Genomic DNA, 16,126 nt, shown 5'->3' with positions numbered 1-16,126 from the left:
CGGTGCGCATCGGCCTGCTCGGGCCACTGGAGGTCATCGACGACGACGGCGCGCCGGTCGAGCTGCCCGGCGGTAAGCCGCGCACCCTGCTGGCGGTGCTCGCCTGCCACGCGGGGCGGCCGGTCTCGGCCGAGGTCCTCGTCGAGTCCCTCTGGGGGTCCGCCCCGCCCGCCCGGGCGGACGCCAACCTCCGGGTGTACGTCCACCACCTGCGCAAGGCCCTGGGCGGCGACCGCATCGGCCGCCGCCCGGAGGGCTACGTGCTGTGGCTGGAGCCGGGCGGGATCGACGCCGTCCGGTTCCGGTCGCTGCTCGCCACGGCCCGCGCCGCCGCCGAGCCCGACCGTGCCCTGGCGGCGCTCGAGGCCGCCCTGGCGCTGTGGCGCGGCCCGGCCCTGACCGGCCTTGAGTCCGTCCCGGCCCTGGCCGCCGACGCGACCGGCCTGGAGGAGCTGCGGCTGCAGGCCCTCGAGCAGCGCTTCGAGATCGAGCTGGGCCGCGGCCACGGCGCGGGCATCATCGCCGAGCTGCGGGCACTGACCGGGCAGTACCCGCTGCGCGAGACGTTCCGCGGCCAGCTCATGCGGGCCCTGCTCGGCGTGGGCCGCGGCGCCGAGGCCGCCGCCGTGTTCGAGTCCGCGCGCCAGGTGCTCGCCGACGAACTGGGCCTCGACCCCGGCCCGCAGCTGCGCGACCTGCACCTCGCGGTGCTGCGCAACGACCCGCCGCCGGCCGCGCCGGCCACGGCCGCCCCGCGGATCGTCGCGCTCGTGCCCCGGCAGCTGCCGGCCCGCGTCGCCGGCTTCACCGGCCGCGGCGAGTGGCTGGCCCGCCTCGACGAGCTGCTGCCGACCGGCGACCCGGACCGCGACGTGCCCGTCGCCACCATCAGCGGCCCGGGCGGCATCGGCAAGACCACGCTGGCCGTGCACTGGGCCCACTCGGTCGCCGAGCGGTTCCCCGACGGCCAGCTGTACGTCAACCTGCACGGCTTCGACCCGGTCCGCGCCCCGCTGGCGCCCGCCGCGGCGCTGAGCCTGCTGCTGACCGCGCTCGGCGTGCGGCCCCGCGACATCCCGTCCGACGCGGCCGAGCGGGAGAGCCTCTACCGCAGCGTCGTGGCGGCCCTGCGGGTGCTCGTGGTGCTGGACAACGCCTGCGACGCGGCCCAGGTGCGCCCCCTGCTGCCCGGCGGCGCGGGCTGCTTCGCCGTCGTCACCAGCCGCGACCCCCTCGCCGGCCTGGCCGCCGCGGGCGCCCGGCCGCTGATGCTCGGCCTGTTCGACACGATCGAGGCGGCCGACCTGCTGGAGCGCCGCCTCGGGCACTGGCGGGTGGCCGCCGACCCCGCCGCCGTCGCCGACGTCATCGCCCGCTGCGGCGGGCTGCCGCTCGCGCTGAGCGTCGTGGCCGCCCGCGCCGCGGTGACCTCGACGCCGTCCCTGGCCGCGGTGGCCGGCGAGCTCGGCCGGGCCCGCCGCACCCTCGACGGCTTCGCCGGCGTCGACGCCGCCACCGACCCGAGGACCGTGTTCTCCTGGTCGTACCGCGTGCTGGACGACTTCACCGCGCGCCTGTTCCGCCTGCTGTCGGTCCACCCCGGCCCGGAGGTCACGGTCAACGCGGCGGCGAGCCTGGCCGGCGTCGCGCCCGACGACGCCGGCGCCGCGCTGCGCCGGCTGTGCGCCGCGAGCCTGCTCACCGAGGCCGGCCCGGGCCGCTACGGCGCGCACGACCTGATCCGCGCCTACGCCGTCGAGCTGGCCGAGGCGACCGACGACGCCGCCGAGCGCGACGCGGCGCTGGGCCGGCTGTTCGACCACCTCGTGCACACCGCGTACCCGGCCACCCTGCTGCTGGACGCGAACCAGACCCCGACCCCGATCGACCCGCCCGCCGGCGCGGTCACCCCGGACCCGGTCGAGGACCGCGCACAGGCCCTGGCCTGGTTCGACGCCGAGCGTGCGGTGCTGCTGGCGGCCGTCGAGCGGGCCGGGGCCGGCCACCCGTCGCACGCCTGGCAGCTCGCGTGCAGCTGCGTGGTGTACCTCGAACGCACCGGTCGCTGGCAGGAGAAGCTGGCCGTGCTCGCGACCGCCCTCGACGCCGTGCGGCGCACCGGCGACCGCGCGGTCGAGGCCCGCATCCTGCGCAGCCAGGGCCGCACGCTGGGCCGCCTGCACCGCCACGACGAGGCGACGGCCCACCTGCGCGAGGCCGTGCTGCTCTACCGCGACCTCGGCGACGCCAACGGCCTGGCCCACGCCACCGGCACGCTGGGCGAGCTGCTGGAGGGCGCGGGCCGCTACGAGGAGGCCATGACCCACACGTCCCGGGCCTGCGAGCTGTACCGCAGCGCCGGCAACGTCGTCGGCGAGGCGCGCTCGCTCGGCGGGGTCGCGTCGCTGCAGACGATGATGGGCCGCTACGCGGAGGCGATCGTCACCTGCCGGCGCGCCCTGGAGCTGTTCACCGCGGCCGGGGAGCCGGGCGAGCTGGCCGGCGTCTACGACACCCTGGGCGTGGCCCACCACCATCTCGGCGCGCCGGCCCGGGCGATCGAGTGCTTCGGCCGCGCCCTGGACCGCCTGGCCGACACGGGGGAGCGCTTCTACCTGGCCCTGGTCCTGACCCACCGCGCCGACACGCACCGCGCGGCGGGCGAGCGGGAGCGGGCGCGGCAGGACTACCGCGAGGCGCTGACCATCTTCACCGGACTGGGCGCGCGGGAGGCCGCGACCGTGCGCAACCAGCTGGCGACCCTGTCGGCCGAAGCCGCCGCCGGCCGGCCTCGTCTCGACTGACGAGGCCTGTGACGCTCGAGCGTCACGCCCCGCCGGCCGTGAAGCCGAACGTGCCGGTCGGGCCGTTGAGGCGGCCCTCGTGCCAGTACGACAACACCCACTCGGGAATCGGCAGGCGCATCTCGCTCGTCTCGCCCGGCTCCAGCGTGATGCGTTCGAAGGCCACCAGGCGCCGCACGGGCGCCTCGACGGGCCAGTCGCGCGGGGTGGCGTACACCTGCACGACCTCGTCGCCGGGGACGAGGCCGGTGTTGGTCACGCTCAGCGCGGCGACCCACCCGTCGTCCTCGTGGGTCACCGTCAGCGGGCCGTAGCCGAACGTGGTGTACGACAGGCCGTGGCCGAACGGGAACAGGGCAGTGCCGCGGTGGTACTGGTACGTCCACCCCGCCCCGATGACGTCGTAGTCCAGCGGCGCGGGCAGCTTGGTGTCCGCGCCGTACCAGGTCTGCGGCAGCCGCCCGCCCGGGTTGCTCGCGCCGAGCAGGGTGTCGGCGACCGCGTTGCCCTGCTCCTGCCCGGCGTGCGCGGTCCACAGGATCGCCGGCACGTTGGCCGCGGCCCAGTCGATCGCGTACGGGTAGCTCGACACCAGCACGAGCACGGTGTCCGGGTTGGCCGCGACCACCGCGCGCAGCAGCTCCTCCTGCTGGGCGGGCAGGGCCAGGCCGTCGCGGTCCACGGTCTCGCGGCCGTTGATGTGCGGGTCGTTGCCGAGCACCACGACGACCCGCTCGGCGGCCCGGGCCGCGGCGACCGCCTCGGCCACCCCGTCCGCGACCCGCTCGAGGCGCAGCTCGAGGTCCGGCGTGTCCGAGTCCGCGACGAGGCGCTCGGAGACGTAAAGGCCCGAGCCGTTGTTGCGCAGGGCCGGGTGCAGCTCCCACAGCTCCCGCACCACCCAGCCGTCCGGCGTCTCCGCGGTCGCCGACAGCACCCCGTCGTCGTCGGCGGTGAGGTAGCCGTGGTCCAGCGAGCGCAGGGTGTGCACCGGGTCCGGGCACTGCACGCTCGTGCCCCAGTCCTGGTGGGCGAAGACGGCCCCGGGGCCCTCCGCGAGGCTCAGCGCGCCGTCCGGTCCGGCGTGCACCTGCCGGCCGTCCGGCGCGACGAGGCGGACGAGGTCCACCCCCTCGGCGGCGATGACCCGGTCCGGGCCGAGCCGGTCGCGCAGGGCGGCCTCGATCGTCACCGCATAGGGCAGGGTTCCGCTGTACCAGTCCCGCAGCACGCGCCCGCCGAGCGGCCCGACCACGGCGACGCTGCGGTCGGTGAACGGCAGCGCGCCGCCGTCGTTGCGCAGCAGCACGATCGACTCGCGCGCGGCCCGGGCGGCGAGCCGGTTGTGCGCGTCGCAGGCGACCACGTCGCGGCGGGTGCCCGCGTACGGGTCGTGCGCCGGGTCGAACTCGCCGGTGCTCGCGCGCAGGGCCAGCAGCCGGCCCACGGCCGCGTCGATGTCGGCCTCGGTGATCAGGCCCCGGGCCAGGGCCTCGGTGAAGCGCTCGATCGTCGGTGCCGGGTCGGTGCCGTTGTCGGTGTAGCTGTCCACGCCCGCGTGCAGTGCGGCCGCGTGCGACTCCGCGTGCGTGGCGAAGTACCGCTCGCGCTCCACGAGGTTCGACGGGGCCTGCGCGTCGGAGCAGACGACGACGTCGGGCTTGACCGCGCGCAGCGCCCGGCCCAGCAGCGGGTGCACGTGGTTGGGCACGCCGTTGACCAGGTTGTAGGCGGGCATCACGCCGGCCACCACCCCGGCGCGCAGGGGCTCGAGGAAGACCGGCAGCTCGTACTCGTACAGCACCCGCTCCGGCACGATCACGTCCACGATGTCGCGCTCGGTCTCGACGTTGTAGGCGAGGAAGTGCTTGAGCACGGGCGCCGTGCGCCACACCGCGGGGTGGCGGCCGCGCAGGCCCGTGCAGTACGCGATCGCCAGCTCGGCCGTCGCGAGCGGGTCCTCGCTGTAGCCCTCCTCGTTGCGGCCCCAGCGCGGGTCCCGCAGCGGGTTGACCACCGGCGACCACACGTTGAGCGAGGCCGGCGGGGCGCCCTCGGGCGGGTCGTGGCGGTACGCGCGCACCTCGGTCGAGGCCGCCTCTCCGATCGCCGTCAGCAGCGCCCGGTCCCAGGTCGCGCCCAGCCCGACGGCCTGCGGGAAGACGGTCGCCCGGCCCAGCCCGGCGGCGCCGTGCAGAGCCTCGCAGCCGGTGTGCCATGCCTCCAGCCCGAGCCGGGGCACGGCCGGTTGCGACTGATGCAGCAGGGCGATCTTCTCGGCCAGCGTGAGGTCGGCGAGCACCACGTTCTCCCCCTCGGTTCGAAGCGCTTCGATGATGAGTGGCGGCCCGATTTGTGTCAACTCCGGCCGCGATCCGAGCGCAACTTTCATGCGGTCGGCCCGGGATTGTGCAGCGTAGCGACGATCGTCCTCGATGTCCTTGTCGTGCATCCATCGATGTCCTAGGGTCTGTGATTCGAAGCGCTTCGACACCCCTTTCGACCGCGGCGCCGACCGTCCGTGTGCAACGTTCCCATCCCTGAAGGGTGGTCCACCCCCATGGCAAGCCTGAGCCGGCGCGGCCTGCTGGCCTCCGTCGCCGTCATCGCCGCCGCTCCGTTACTGGACGCCTGCGGCAGCCCCAAGGAGAAGAAGGAGGGCACGTCCAGCCAGGACGAGCTCGGCAAGGCGCTGCCCTCCTACGTGCCCGGCAACTCGGTCAAGCCCGACATCCCCATCGTCAACGGGGCCAACGGCGCCACGACCGACCCGGCCTTCCTGAGCTACCCGGCCAGCCCGCCCAAGTCGGTCACCGGCACGGTGGGCTCGGGCGGCTCGTACACGACGATGACCCCGCTGTGGGGCTCCATCCCGCCCTCGAGCGGCAACGCCTACTACGACACCGTGAACAAGGCGATCGGCGCCACGCTGAAGCTGCAGCCCGCCGACGGCAACACCTACGGCGACCTGCTCCCGCCGCTGTTCGCCTCGGACAAGCTGCCGGACTGGATCAACATCCCGACCTGGAACACCACGAACCTCAGCTTCGGCGACGCGGTCGCGGCCAAGTTCGCCGACCTGACGCCCTACCTGGCCGGGGACAAGATCAAGCAGTACCCGAACCTCGCGGCCCTCTCGCCCAACGCGTGGATCTCCGGCGTGTGGAACGGCAAGCTCTACGGCCTGCCCATCTACTCGTCGAACGCCGTCGTCGCCGGCGCCTACTACTACCGCAAGGACCTCTTCGACAAGGCCGGCGCCTCCGCGGACGTCAAGAGCGTCGCCGACCTGGAGAACCTCGGCAAGCAGCTCACCAACGCCCAGGCCGGCGTGTGGGCGTTCGACGACCTCTTCGGCAACGACGCGGCCTACATCGGCCAGCTCTACGGCTTCCAGGGCGCCACCTACCCCTGGAGCGCGGACGCGTCCGGGAAGCTGGTGCACCGCTACGAGACCGAGGGCATCGTCGAGGCGCTGAACTGGTTCGCCAAGATGGTCAAGGCCGGCTACGTGCACCCCGACGCGGTCGCCAACAACAGCCAGAACGGCAAGCAGCGCTTCTGGAGCGGCAAGGTCGCGATCTGCGCGGACGGCACCGGCGCCTGGAACGGCGACGACAACAAGTCCGGCTCCGCGGCCGACCCCAGCTACAACCGGCAGGCGTTCAAGCTGTTCAGCGCCAAGGGCGGCGATCCCACGGTCGAGCTGGGCAACGGCGCGTCGATGTTCAGCTACCTCAACAAGAAGCTCAGCGACGCCCAGATCAAAGAGCTGCTGAACGTCGCCAACTACCTGGCCGCCCCCTACGGCTCGGCCGAGTGGATCACGGTGAACTTCGGCGCGCCCGGCACCGACTTCAACCTGACCCAGGGCAACCCGCTGCTGACCGAGCAGGGCAGCAAGGAGGTCGCGACCACCTTCCAGTTCCTGTCGTGCCCGGCCACGGCCATCACCGTGCAGGCCGGCGCCGCGCAGGTCGTCAAGGACTACGCGGCCTGGCAGGCCGACCTGGTCAAGCACGTGTACAAGCCGCTGTTCTACGGCATGAACGTCAGCGAGCCCAAGCAGTACAACACCCTCAGCAAGCCGATGACGGACACGATCACCGACGTCAAGCTCGGCCGCAAGCCGATCTCGGCGTGGACCGACGCGGTCGCGAACTGGCGCAAGACCGGCGGCGACGAGCTGCGCACGTTCTACGACGGCATCCGGCAGAAGTACGGCACCGGCAAGTGAGCACGGACCCACGGTGACCGCGACGACTCCCGCGAAGACGGCGCCGCCGGCCGAGCACGCCGGCGGCGCCGCCGCGCCCCGCCCCGGACGCTGGCGGATCCGCCTGCGCCGCGACCGTTCGCTGCTGCTCATGACGGTCCCGGCGATCGTGCTGCTCGCCGTCTTCGCCTACGCACCGATGTTCGGCCTGATCACGGCGTTCCAGGACTACGACATCTACAGCGGGTTCTGGTACAGCGAGTTCGTCGGCACGGCCAACTTCGAGCGGCTCCTCAACGACTCGATCTTCTGGTCCGCGCTCGAGAACACCCTGGTCATCAGCGCCGTGCAGCTGGCGCTGTACTTCCCGATCCCCATCGCGCTGGCCCTGCTGTTCAACGAGGTCGCCAACGCCCGGGTCCGCTCGTTCGTGCAGTCGGTCGTCTACCTGCCGCACTTCTTCTCCTGGGTGCTCGTCGTCACCGTGTTCCAGGAGATGCTCGGCGGCGCCGGCGCGCTCAACACCCTCCTGCGCCGGCACGGCTGGGCCACGATCGACGTCATGACCAACGCGGACGCCTTCAAGTACCTGGTCACCGCCCAGGCGGTGTGGAAGGAGGCCGGCTGGGGGATCATCGTGTTCCTCGCCGCGCTGGCCGCCATCGACCAGAGCCTGTACGAGGCGGCGGCCGCCGACGGGGCCGGCCGGTGGCGGCGGATGTGGCACATCACGCTGCCGGGCATGCGCGGCGTCATCGTGCTCATGCTGGTGCTGCGGCTGGGCAACGCGCTCACCGTCGGCTTCGAGCAGATGCTGATCCAGCGCCAGGCCGTGGGCCGGGACGCCTCCGAGGTGCTCGACACCTTCGCGTACTACTACGGCGTCGTGAACAACAACTTTAGTTACGGCGCGGCCGCCGGCCTGTTCAAGGGCATCCTGTCCCTGATCCTGGTGCTGGCCGCGAACAAGCTTGCGCACGCCTTCGGCGAGGACGGGTTGTACCGCAGAGATGACCGCTGACACCGCGCCCGTCACGGCGCCGCAGATCGAGCCCGTCCGCCCCCGCCGCAAGCACGCCGGCCCGGCCTGGGAGGAGCGCACCGGCCCCGTCGGCCAGGGCGTCAAGGGCCTCACCCTGTTCGTCGTGGTCATCGTCGTCCTGCTGCCGCTGTGGACGATCGTGCTGACCAGCTTCTCCACGCAGGCCGCGATCAACGAGGCCGGCGGCCTGGTGACCGTGCCCGGGCAGCTGACCCTGGAGGCGTACCACCAGATCTTCACCAACCAGCTCGTCACCCACTCGCTGCTGGTGAGCCTCGGGATCACCGTCATCGGCACGGTCGTCTCGATGGTGGTGACGGTCCTGTGCGCCTACGGGCTGTCCCGGCACGGCTCGTTCGGCCACCGGTTCATCCTGCTGTTCCTGGTCGTCACCATGTTCTTCAGCGGCGGGCTCATCCCGTCGTTCCTCGTGGTCACGGCGCTGGGCGGCTACGGGCAGTACTGGACGATGATCCTGCCGGCGGCCGTGTCGGTCTTCAACATCCTCGTGATGCGCGGCTTCTTCAGCAGTACCGCACCGGAGCTGCTCGACGCCGCCCGCATGGACGGCGCGGGGGAGTGGCGCATCCTGTGGTCGGTGGTCCTGCCGACCTCGCGCGCGGTCATCGCCGTCATCACCCTCTTCTACGCCGTCGGCTACTGGAACTCGTTCTTCAACGCCCTGCTCTACCTGCCCGACAACGGCAAGTGGCCGCTGCAGATGATCATGTATATGTACACGCTGCAGGGCTCGAACATGCCCGGCTCGGGCACCACCGGCACCGGGCAGTACGCCGGGCACCAGCAGATCGCCACCCTCTCGCTGCAGATGGCGGTGGTCACGCTGACCCTCATCCCGATCCTGCTCGTCTACCCGTTCGTCCAGCGGCACTTCACCAAGGGCATGCTGGTCGGCGCGATCAAGGGCTGAGACGTGCCGGGTCTGGGGGACGCCACCCGCGGGCGGCTGCTGTTCGGCGGCGACTACAGCCCCGAGCAGTGGCCGCCGGACGTGTGGGAGGAGGACGTGCGGCTCATGCGGGAGGCCGGGGTGAACCTGGCGACCGTCGGGGTGTTCGCGTGGGCCGCGCTGGAGCCCGAGCCGGGCCGGTTCGACTTCGGCTGGCTCGACACCGTGCTCGGGCTGCTGCACGACGGCGGGATCGGGGTGGCGCTGGCCACCCCGACCGCGTCGCCGCCGCCGTGGCTGGGCCACCGCCACCCGGAAACCCTGCCGCAGGGGCCGGACGGGGTGCGCCGCCACTACGGCTCGCGCAACCACTACTGCGCGAGCGCGCCGCCGTACCGCCGCGCCGCGCTCGCCGTCACCGAGGCGCTCGCGGCCCGCTACGCGCACCATCCGGCCCTGCGGCTGTGGCACATCGGCAACGAGTACGGCACCACCTGCCACTGCGGGCACTGCGCGGAGCGGTTCCGCGGCTGGCTGCGCGCCCGCTACGGGACCCTCGACGCGCTCAACGCGGCCTGGGGCACCGCCGTGTGGTCGCAGCGGTACTCCACCTGGGACGAGGTGACGGCGCCGCTGACGGTGCAGTACATCGGCAACCCCACCCAGGATCTGGACTACCAGCGGTTCGGCTCGGATCTGCTGCTGGAGTGCTACACGGCCGAGCGCGACGCGGTCCGGGCCCACAACCCCGCGGTGCCGGTGACGACGAACTTCATGGACCTCTACCGGCCCGTCGACGGCTGGCGCTGGGCGGAGGAGGAGGACTTCGTCTCCCTCGACACGTACCCGGACCCGGGCGACCCCGGCGCGGCTCTGCGCGGCGCGATGTCCAAGGACGTCATGCGCTCCCTCGGCGGCGGCCCCTGGCTGCTCATGGAGCAGTCGCCGGGCGCGGCCAGCTGGCGGCCGGTGTCGACGCCGAAGCGGCCCGGGCTCAACCGGCTGTGGTCGCTGCAGGCGCTGGCCCGCGGCGCCGACGGAGTGCTGCACTTCCAGTGGCGCGCCTCCCGCCAGGGGCCGGAGCGGGCCCACGGCGCGCTGCTGCCGCACGCCGGGCCGGACTCGCGGGTCTTCCGCGAGGCCTGCGCGCTCGGCCGCACCCTGGCCGAACTGTCCGAAGTGGACGGCCTGCTCGGCGCTCCCGTGGCGGCCGACGTGGCCGTCCTGCTCGACTGGGAGTCCTGGCGCGCGGCCGAACTGCCGCACCAGCCGCACGCCGGGTTCGGCTACGTCGACCGCCTCACCGAGTACTACGAGCCGCTCTGGCGCGCCAACATCACGTGCGACTTCGCCCGCCCCGCGGCCGACCTGTCCCGCTACAAGCTCGTGCTGGCCCCGAACCTGTACCAGGTGACGCCGGCGGTGGCCGCGGGTCTGCGGTCCTATGTGGCCGGGGGCGGGACGCTCGTGCTCGGCCCGTTCAGCGGCGTCGCCGACCAGGACGAGCGGGTCCACATCGGAGGGTGGCCGGGCCTGCTCATGGACGTCGTCGGCGTGCGGGTCGAGGAGCACTGGCCGCAGGCCTCGCCCGGCACGATCTGGCAGGAGTGGGCCGAGCCCCGCGGCGCCGCCGTCGTCGAGTCGGCGCAGGGCGGCCCGCTCGACGGGCGGCCGATGGTGTTCCGGCACGAGTACGGGGCGGGCATCGCGTGGTACGTCGGCACCGTCCCGGCGCCGGACGCCCTCGCGGGGCTGCTCGCCCGCGCCTGCGCCGAGGCGGGGGTGCGCCCGGTGCTGCCGGACCTGCCGCCGGGCGTCGAGGCCGTCCGCCGGGGCGGCGTCGTCTTCCTGCTCGACCACGACTCCGGCGCGTGCGAGATCCGGCCGGCCGCATGACCGCGCGGCACCGCATCGAGGTCGACGCCCCCGCGGCCGAGTTCGAGGATGGCTTCCCGATCGGCAACGGCAGCCTGGGCGCGATGCTGCACGGCCGGCCGGGGGTCGAGCTGGCCGACCTCAACGCCGACACGCTGTGGTCCGGCGGCCCGCGGCCCGCCGGCCCGGAGCCGGCCCCGGCGGCGGTCCTGCCCGAGCTGCGCCGCGCCATCGCCGCGGGCGACCATCTCCGCGCCGAGGACCTGGCCCGCGAGCTGCAGGGCGCCGGCTACTCCGAGTCGTACCAGCCGCTGGGTGGCCTCGAGTGGCGCTACGGCGACCATCGCGCGGTCGGCGGGTACCGCCGCCGGCTGGACCTCGCCGCGGGGGAGGCGGTGACCGAGTACGTGAGCGCCTCCGGCCCGGTCCGGCTCACCGCCTTCGCCTCCGCCCCCGACGGCGTGCTCGTGCTGAGCGCGACCGGCCCCGGCGCCGGCCCGCGCGCGATCGCGCCGCGCCTGCACAGCCTGCACCCCGGCGTCGCCGCGGCCCGCGTCGCCGACCCCGCCTGCCTGGTGTGGACCGGCCGCGCCCCCGCCCACGTGGTGCCCAACTACGTCCCCGGCCGGCGGGACCCGGTCGTCTACGCCACCGACGGCCCCGACGCCGCCGGCACGGTCGCGGCCGGCATGGGCTTCGCCGTGGCCGCCGCGGTCCGCCGCCACGGCGACGGCGCCCGCCTGCTCGTGGCCGCGGTGACCGGCTTCAACGGCCCGGACCGCCGCCCGGGCGCCGACCCGGACGCCCTGGCCGCCGCGGCCGTGGCCCGCCTGGCCCGGGCTTTGGCCCGCCAGCCCGACGAGCTGCGCGCCCGCCACACCGAGGACCACACCCGCCTGTTCACCCGGGCCGACCTGGACCTGTCGGACTCGCCGGGCGCGGCCCGCGCGGAGCTGCTGTTCCACCTCGGCCGGTACCTGCTCATCGCGAGCTCCCGCCCCGGCACCCAGCCCGCGAACCTCCAGGGCATCTGGAACGCCGACGTGCGCCCCGGCTGGAGCAGCAACTGGACCACGAACATCAACGCCGAGATGAACTACTGGGCGGCCGAGACCACCGGCCTGCCCGAGCTGCACGAGCCGCTGCTGGCCCTGACCCGCGACCTGGCCGTGGCCGGCGAGCGCACCGCCTCCCGCCACTACGCGGCCCGAGGGGCGGCCGCGCACCACAACACCGACCTGTGGCGCTTCACCGCCCCGGTGCCGGGCGACCCGCAGTGGGCGAACTGGCCCTCGGCCCTGGCCTGGCTGTCCGCCCACGCCTGGGACCACCTCGCCTTCGGCGCCGGCCGCGACTTCGGCCGCGCGGTGGCCCTCCCGATCCTGCGCGCCGCGGCCCGCTTCACGCTCGACATGCTTGTCGACGACGGCCGGGGCGCACTGGTCATCAGCCCGTCGACGTCTCCGGAGCACCATTTTCTCGTCGGTACCGCCGGCCATGCCGCCACCTCGTGGGGCGCGACCCTGGACCAGGAGCTCGCCCGGGAGGTGCTGACCCGGTTCACCGCGCTCTCGGCCCGCTGGCCCGCCCCGGCCGACGCCGCCCTCGCCGGCGAGGCGGCCACGGCCCTGCGCAACCTGCGCGCGGTCGGCACCGGCGCCGACGGGGCGCTGCTGGAGTGGTACGACGACCGCCCGCCGCGCGAGCCCGGCCACCGCCACCTGTCCCACCTGTACGGCCTCTACCCCGGCACCCGCATCACGGAGACGGGCACACCGTCCGACTTCGCCGCGGCGCGCAGGGCCCTGCAAACCCGCCTGGCGTACGGCTCGGGCCACACCGGCTGGAGCCGCGCGTGGATCCTGTGCCTGGCCGCACGCCTCCGCGACGCGCCCCTGGCCGCCACGACGATCGCGGCGCTGCTGGACGACCTGTGCTCGGCGTCGCTGCTGACCCTCCATCCCGACCAGGGCCGCCCGAGCGGTCAGATCTTCCAGATCGACGGCAACCTGGGGGTGGTCGCGGGCCTGACCGAGCTGCTGGTCCAGAGCCACGACGGCGCCGTGTCCCTCCTGCCCGCCCTGCCGCCGTCCTGGCCGGCCGGGTCGGTGCGGGGGATTCGCTGCCGCGGCGGCTACACGGCGTCGGTGACCTGGGCGGGCGGCCGGCTGGCCGAGGCGGTGGTGATCGCGGGCGCGACCGGGCCGCTGACGGTGGAGGTCGCCTCTCTGTCGGCGGCCCCGCCGGGCGCGACCGAGGTGGCGGGCGCCCCACCGGGCCGTGCGCGCTGGCGCTGGCCGGCGCAGGCCGGCACGGGGTACCACCTGCGGTGAGGCGTCGATCGGCGGCTCGCACGCCCGTCGAGGACCGTCGTCGTAGGTCGGTGCGAGCGCTGACCCGCCACCGGGGCTGTACGTGCAGATCCGCCATCGAGGGAGCCGCCCGGGAACTGGGTCACCGTCCGGCCGGTGCCCCTCATGCGATAGAGAACTGCACGGTCCGGCCGTCCACGGTCAGGTCGTAGTCGCCGTGGAAGGCGGTTACCGTCAGCTCGCCGCTGGCGTTTGTCGTCATCCGCGTCGGGGGTAGCCACCACTCGCCGCGGACCAGGGAATGCAGGGCTTCGTACGCGGGTTTTGGTGAGCCGTCCGCCCGCAGCAGGCCGCTCGGGGCGTTCAGCCAGCCGCCGTCCGGCAGGCCCCAGTACGTCACCGCCTGCACCGACGGGTGTCCGAACAGGGTGCGGTAGTGGCGCTCGAGCTCGTCGGCCTGGCGGGACTCGCCCTCCGGTGTCGACGGCCACGCCGGGACCTTGTAGTCGTTCAGGTCCTCGATGTGCGCCGGCATCAGGGCGCCGGACACCAGGGTCGTCTCGGTGAAGTGCAGCGGCAGGCCGTACCGTGCGAAACGCTCGATGGTCGCCAGCGTCCGCTCCTCGCCCCAGTAGCCCTGGTGCATGTGGCTCTGCAGGCCCAGGGCGTCGATCCGCACGCCCGCCTCCAGCAGGCCCTCGATCAGGCACTCGTACGCGGCCGACAGGTCGAAGTCGTTCAGCAGCAGCGTCGCCGTCGGGTCGGCCGCCCGCGCGGCCTCGAAGACGTGGCGTACCAGCGGGATGCGGCCCAGGGCGCGGCAGGCCCGGGTCAGGCCGTTCGGGTACCTGTCGAAAATCGGCATGATGACGACCTCGTTGATGACGTCCCAGGCGCCGATCAGCCCCGCGAACTCCCGCACCTCGCGGTCGATCCGGGCCAGCTGCGCCGGCACCACCTCGGCGGTCGTCAGCTCGTCGAGCCAGGGGGCGGTCTCGGTGTGCCACGCCAGCGGGTGGCCCTTCACCTGCACGCCCCGGTCGGCGAACCACTGCGCGGCGGCGCGCAACCGGGCCGTCTCCGGCAAGCCGCGCACGGGCTCGAACTGGCCCCAGTAGAACGGCAGCGTCGCGGTGTTGAACAGGCCGAGCCACTGCGCCGCGAACGTGCGGTCGGCGTCGAAGCCGGTGCAGCCGAAGCGGAAGGCGTGGTCGCGCTGGGCGACCACGACGTCACGGTGCGGCAGCGGGGCGCCGTCGGGGCCGGTGACCGTCAGCGTGGTCGTGCCGCGGCGGTGGTCGAGGCTCGCATGGGAAACCACGATGGTGGAGTTTATGCGTTACCGTGCGCTGCGTGCAGAACTCGATCGACGCCGCCATCGTCGCGGTGACCGTGTACCCCACGCAGGCCCGGGTCACGCGCCGCGGCCGGACCGCGCTCGAGGCCGGCGACCAGGTCGTCGAGGTCGGCCCGCTGCCGCTGGGACTCGACGGCGACTCGATCCGGGTCAGCGGCCGCGGGCCCGCGACCGTGCTCGGCGTCGACCTCGTCCTGCGCCGGCGCAACAAGCCGTCCGACACGACGGTCACGGCGGTGACCGAGGAGCGGCGCCGCCTGGCCGCGGAGGCCGACGAGATCGAGGACGCGGAGACGGTACTGCGGCAGCGTCAGGCCTTCCTGATCGCCCTCGGCGAGCGGGCCACCGGCGCGTATGCCCGGGCCCTGGCCGGCGGTGACACGGCGGCCGAGTTGGTGACCGCGTTCTCGGCGACCATGGGCGACGAGCTGACGTCGGTGCTGGCCGGCCTGCGCGAGCTGCAGCGCCGGCGCGCCGGGGTGACCGACCGGATCGCGGCGCTCGACCGGCAGCTGCGCGACCTGTCCGGGAAGCGGGAGCCCGACGCGCGGTACGCCGTGGTCGCCCTCGCCGTGTCCCAGCCCGGCGAGGTCGAGCTCGACGTGTCCTACCAGGTGTTCGAGGCGGGCTGGCGCTCGACGTACGACGTGCGGCTCACCGGCGAGACCCTCCAGCTCAGCTGGTTCGGGCTGGTCGAGCAGCGCACCGGCGAGGACTGGCCGGAGTGCGAGCTGGCCCTGTCGACCGCCCGGAGCACCGGAACGGCCGAAATTCCCGAGCTGCTGCCGTGGTACCTCGACCCGCTCCTGCCCCCGCCGCCCCCGGTCTACGCGTCCCGGGCGTTCGGCGGGGCGCCCGGTGGCCCGCCGCCGGCCCCGATGGCGGCCGCCGCGCCCGTCACCGGCCCGCCGATGATGGAGGCGTCCCTCGACCTGTCCGCGCCGATGGAGCTGGGCCAGGCGCGGGTCGAGGAGGGCGCGACCGCGGCCACCTACCGCCCCGCGCGCGCCGTCGCCGTGCCCGCCGACGGCACGACCGCCCGCGCCACGATCTCCGTGCTCGATCTGGCCGCGCGGCTCGACTACGTCACGGCGCCGGCGCGCTCCACCGACGTACACCTGCGGGCCGTTGTGACAAACACGTCCGGCCACACGTTCCCGCCCGGCCCCGCGGCGGTCTTCCACGAGGCCGACTTCGTCAGCCGCACCGCCCTGGCCACGTGGGCGCCCGGCGAGGAGCTCGAGCTGGCGCTGGGCCTCGACGACCGGGTGCGGGTCGAGCGCGAGCTGACCCGCCGCACCGCGACGAAGGCGACGCTGGGCTCGAGCCGCCGGCGCGAGGTCGAGTACCGCACGACGATCGCGAACTTCACCGGCCGTGAGATCCGCCTGACCGTCCTCGACCAGTTGCCGGTGAGCCGTCACGAGGGCATTACCGTGCGCGAGACCGCGGTGGAGCCGGCCCCGGCCGAGCGCACCGACCTCGGCGTGCTCACCTGGCGCGTCGTGCTCCCCGAGGGTCAGCAGTACGCGCTGCGCCTGGGCTACCGCGTGGAGACCTCGAAGGGCCTCGAACTGTCGGGCTGGCGCGAGTGAGTGGTGATGCGCACC

9 protein-coding genes are annotated in these 16,126 nt (G+C 74.1%); 7 read left to right on the top strand and 2 right to left on the bottom strand.

Going from position 1 to position 16,126, the window contains the following annotated elements; all coding sequences use genetic code 11:
• The first annotated feature begins 2 nt into the window (after positions 1–2).
• Complete coding sequence (locus ACPPVO_RS45130) at positions 3–2,804, top strand: BTAD domain-containing putative transcriptional regulator (RefSeq protein ID WP_426504781.1); 2,802 nt, start codon at positions 3–5, stop codon at positions 2,802–2,804.
• A gap of 22 nt (positions 2,805–2,826) precedes the next feature.
• On the opposite strand, the gene ACPPVO_RS45125 is transcribed toward ACPPVO_RS45130, so the two are convergent.
• Positions 2,827–5,109 carry a glycoside hydrolase family 3 C-terminal domain-containing protein gene (locus ACPPVO_RS45125; RefSeq protein WP_426504780.1) on the bottom strand — a complete coding sequence of 761 codons (2,283 nt, stop codon included), beginning with the start codon at positions 5,107–5,109 and terminating at the stop codon, positions 2,827–2,829.
• 255 nt (positions 5,110–5,364) lie between these two features.
• On the opposite strand from ACPPVO_RS45125, the gene ACPPVO_RS45120 reads away from it, so the two are divergent.
• The 5 genes from ACPPVO_RS45120 to ACPPVO_RS45100 are packed head-to-tail and all read left to right on the top strand — an operon-like array spanning position 5,365 to position 13,180.
• A complete protein-coding gene (locus ACPPVO_RS45120; RefSeq protein ID WP_426504779.1) occupies positions 5,365–7,041 on the top strand; it encodes a hypothetical protein in 1,677 nt (558 codons plus the stop codon).
• 13 nt (positions 7,042–7,054) lie between these two features.
• Positions 7,055–8,041, top strand: a complete 987-nt coding sequence (locus tag ACPPVO_RS45115; RefSeq protein WP_426504778.1) for an ABC transporter permease — start codon at positions 7,055–7,057, stop codon at positions 8,039–8,041.
• Positions 8,031–8,993: a carbohydrate ABC transporter permease gene (locus ACPPVO_RS45110; RefSeq protein WP_360380802.1), complete on the top strand. Its 963-nt coding sequence runs from the start codon at positions 8,031–8,033 to the stop codon at positions 8,991–8,993. Before ACPPVO_RS45115 ends, ACPPVO_RS45110 begins: the two co-directional genes overlap by 11 nt.
• A 3-nt stretch (positions 8,994–8,996) precedes the next feature.
• Positions 8,997–10,868 carry a beta-galactosidase gene (locus ACPPVO_RS45105; RefSeq protein WP_426504776.1) on the top strand — a complete coding sequence of 624 codons (1,872 nt, stop codon included), beginning with the start codon at positions 8,997–8,999 and terminating at the stop codon, positions 10,866–10,868.
• Positions 10,844–13,180, top strand: a complete 2,337-nt coding sequence (locus ACPPVO_RS45100) for a glycosyl hydrolase family 95 catalytic domain-containing protein (RefSeq protein ID WP_426504774.1) — start codon at positions 10,844–10,846, stop codon at positions 13,178–13,180. Before ACPPVO_RS45105 ends, ACPPVO_RS45100 begins: the two co-directional genes overlap by 25 nt.
• A 142-nt stretch (positions 13,181–13,322) precedes the next feature.
• Here ACPPVO_RS45100 and ACPPVO_RS45095 read toward each other — a convergent pair whose 3' ends face one another.
• Entirely contained in the window at positions 13,323–14,480 is a 1,158-nt protein-coding gene (locus ACPPVO_RS45095; RefSeq protein ID WP_426504772.1) for an endo-1,4-beta-xylanase, read from the bottom strand.
• Between the two features lie 32 nt (positions 14,481–14,512).
• Between ACPPVO_RS45095 and ACPPVO_RS45090 the strand changes: the two genes are divergently transcribed.
• Complete coding sequence (locus ACPPVO_RS45090) at positions 14,513–16,111, top strand: mucoidy inhibitor MuiA family protein (protein ID WP_426504770.1); 1,599 nt, start codon at positions 14,513–14,515, stop codon at positions 16,109–16,111.
• The last annotated feature ends 15 nt before the right edge of the window (positions 16,112–16,126 follow it).

Source organism: Dactylosporangium sp. McL0621, assembly GCF_049995355.1.
Taxonomy (GTDB): domain Bacteria; phylum Actinomycetota; class Actinomycetes; order Mycobacteriales; family Micromonosporaceae; genus Dactylosporangium.
This window is presented reverse-complemented; position numbering and strand designations above follow the sequence as displayed.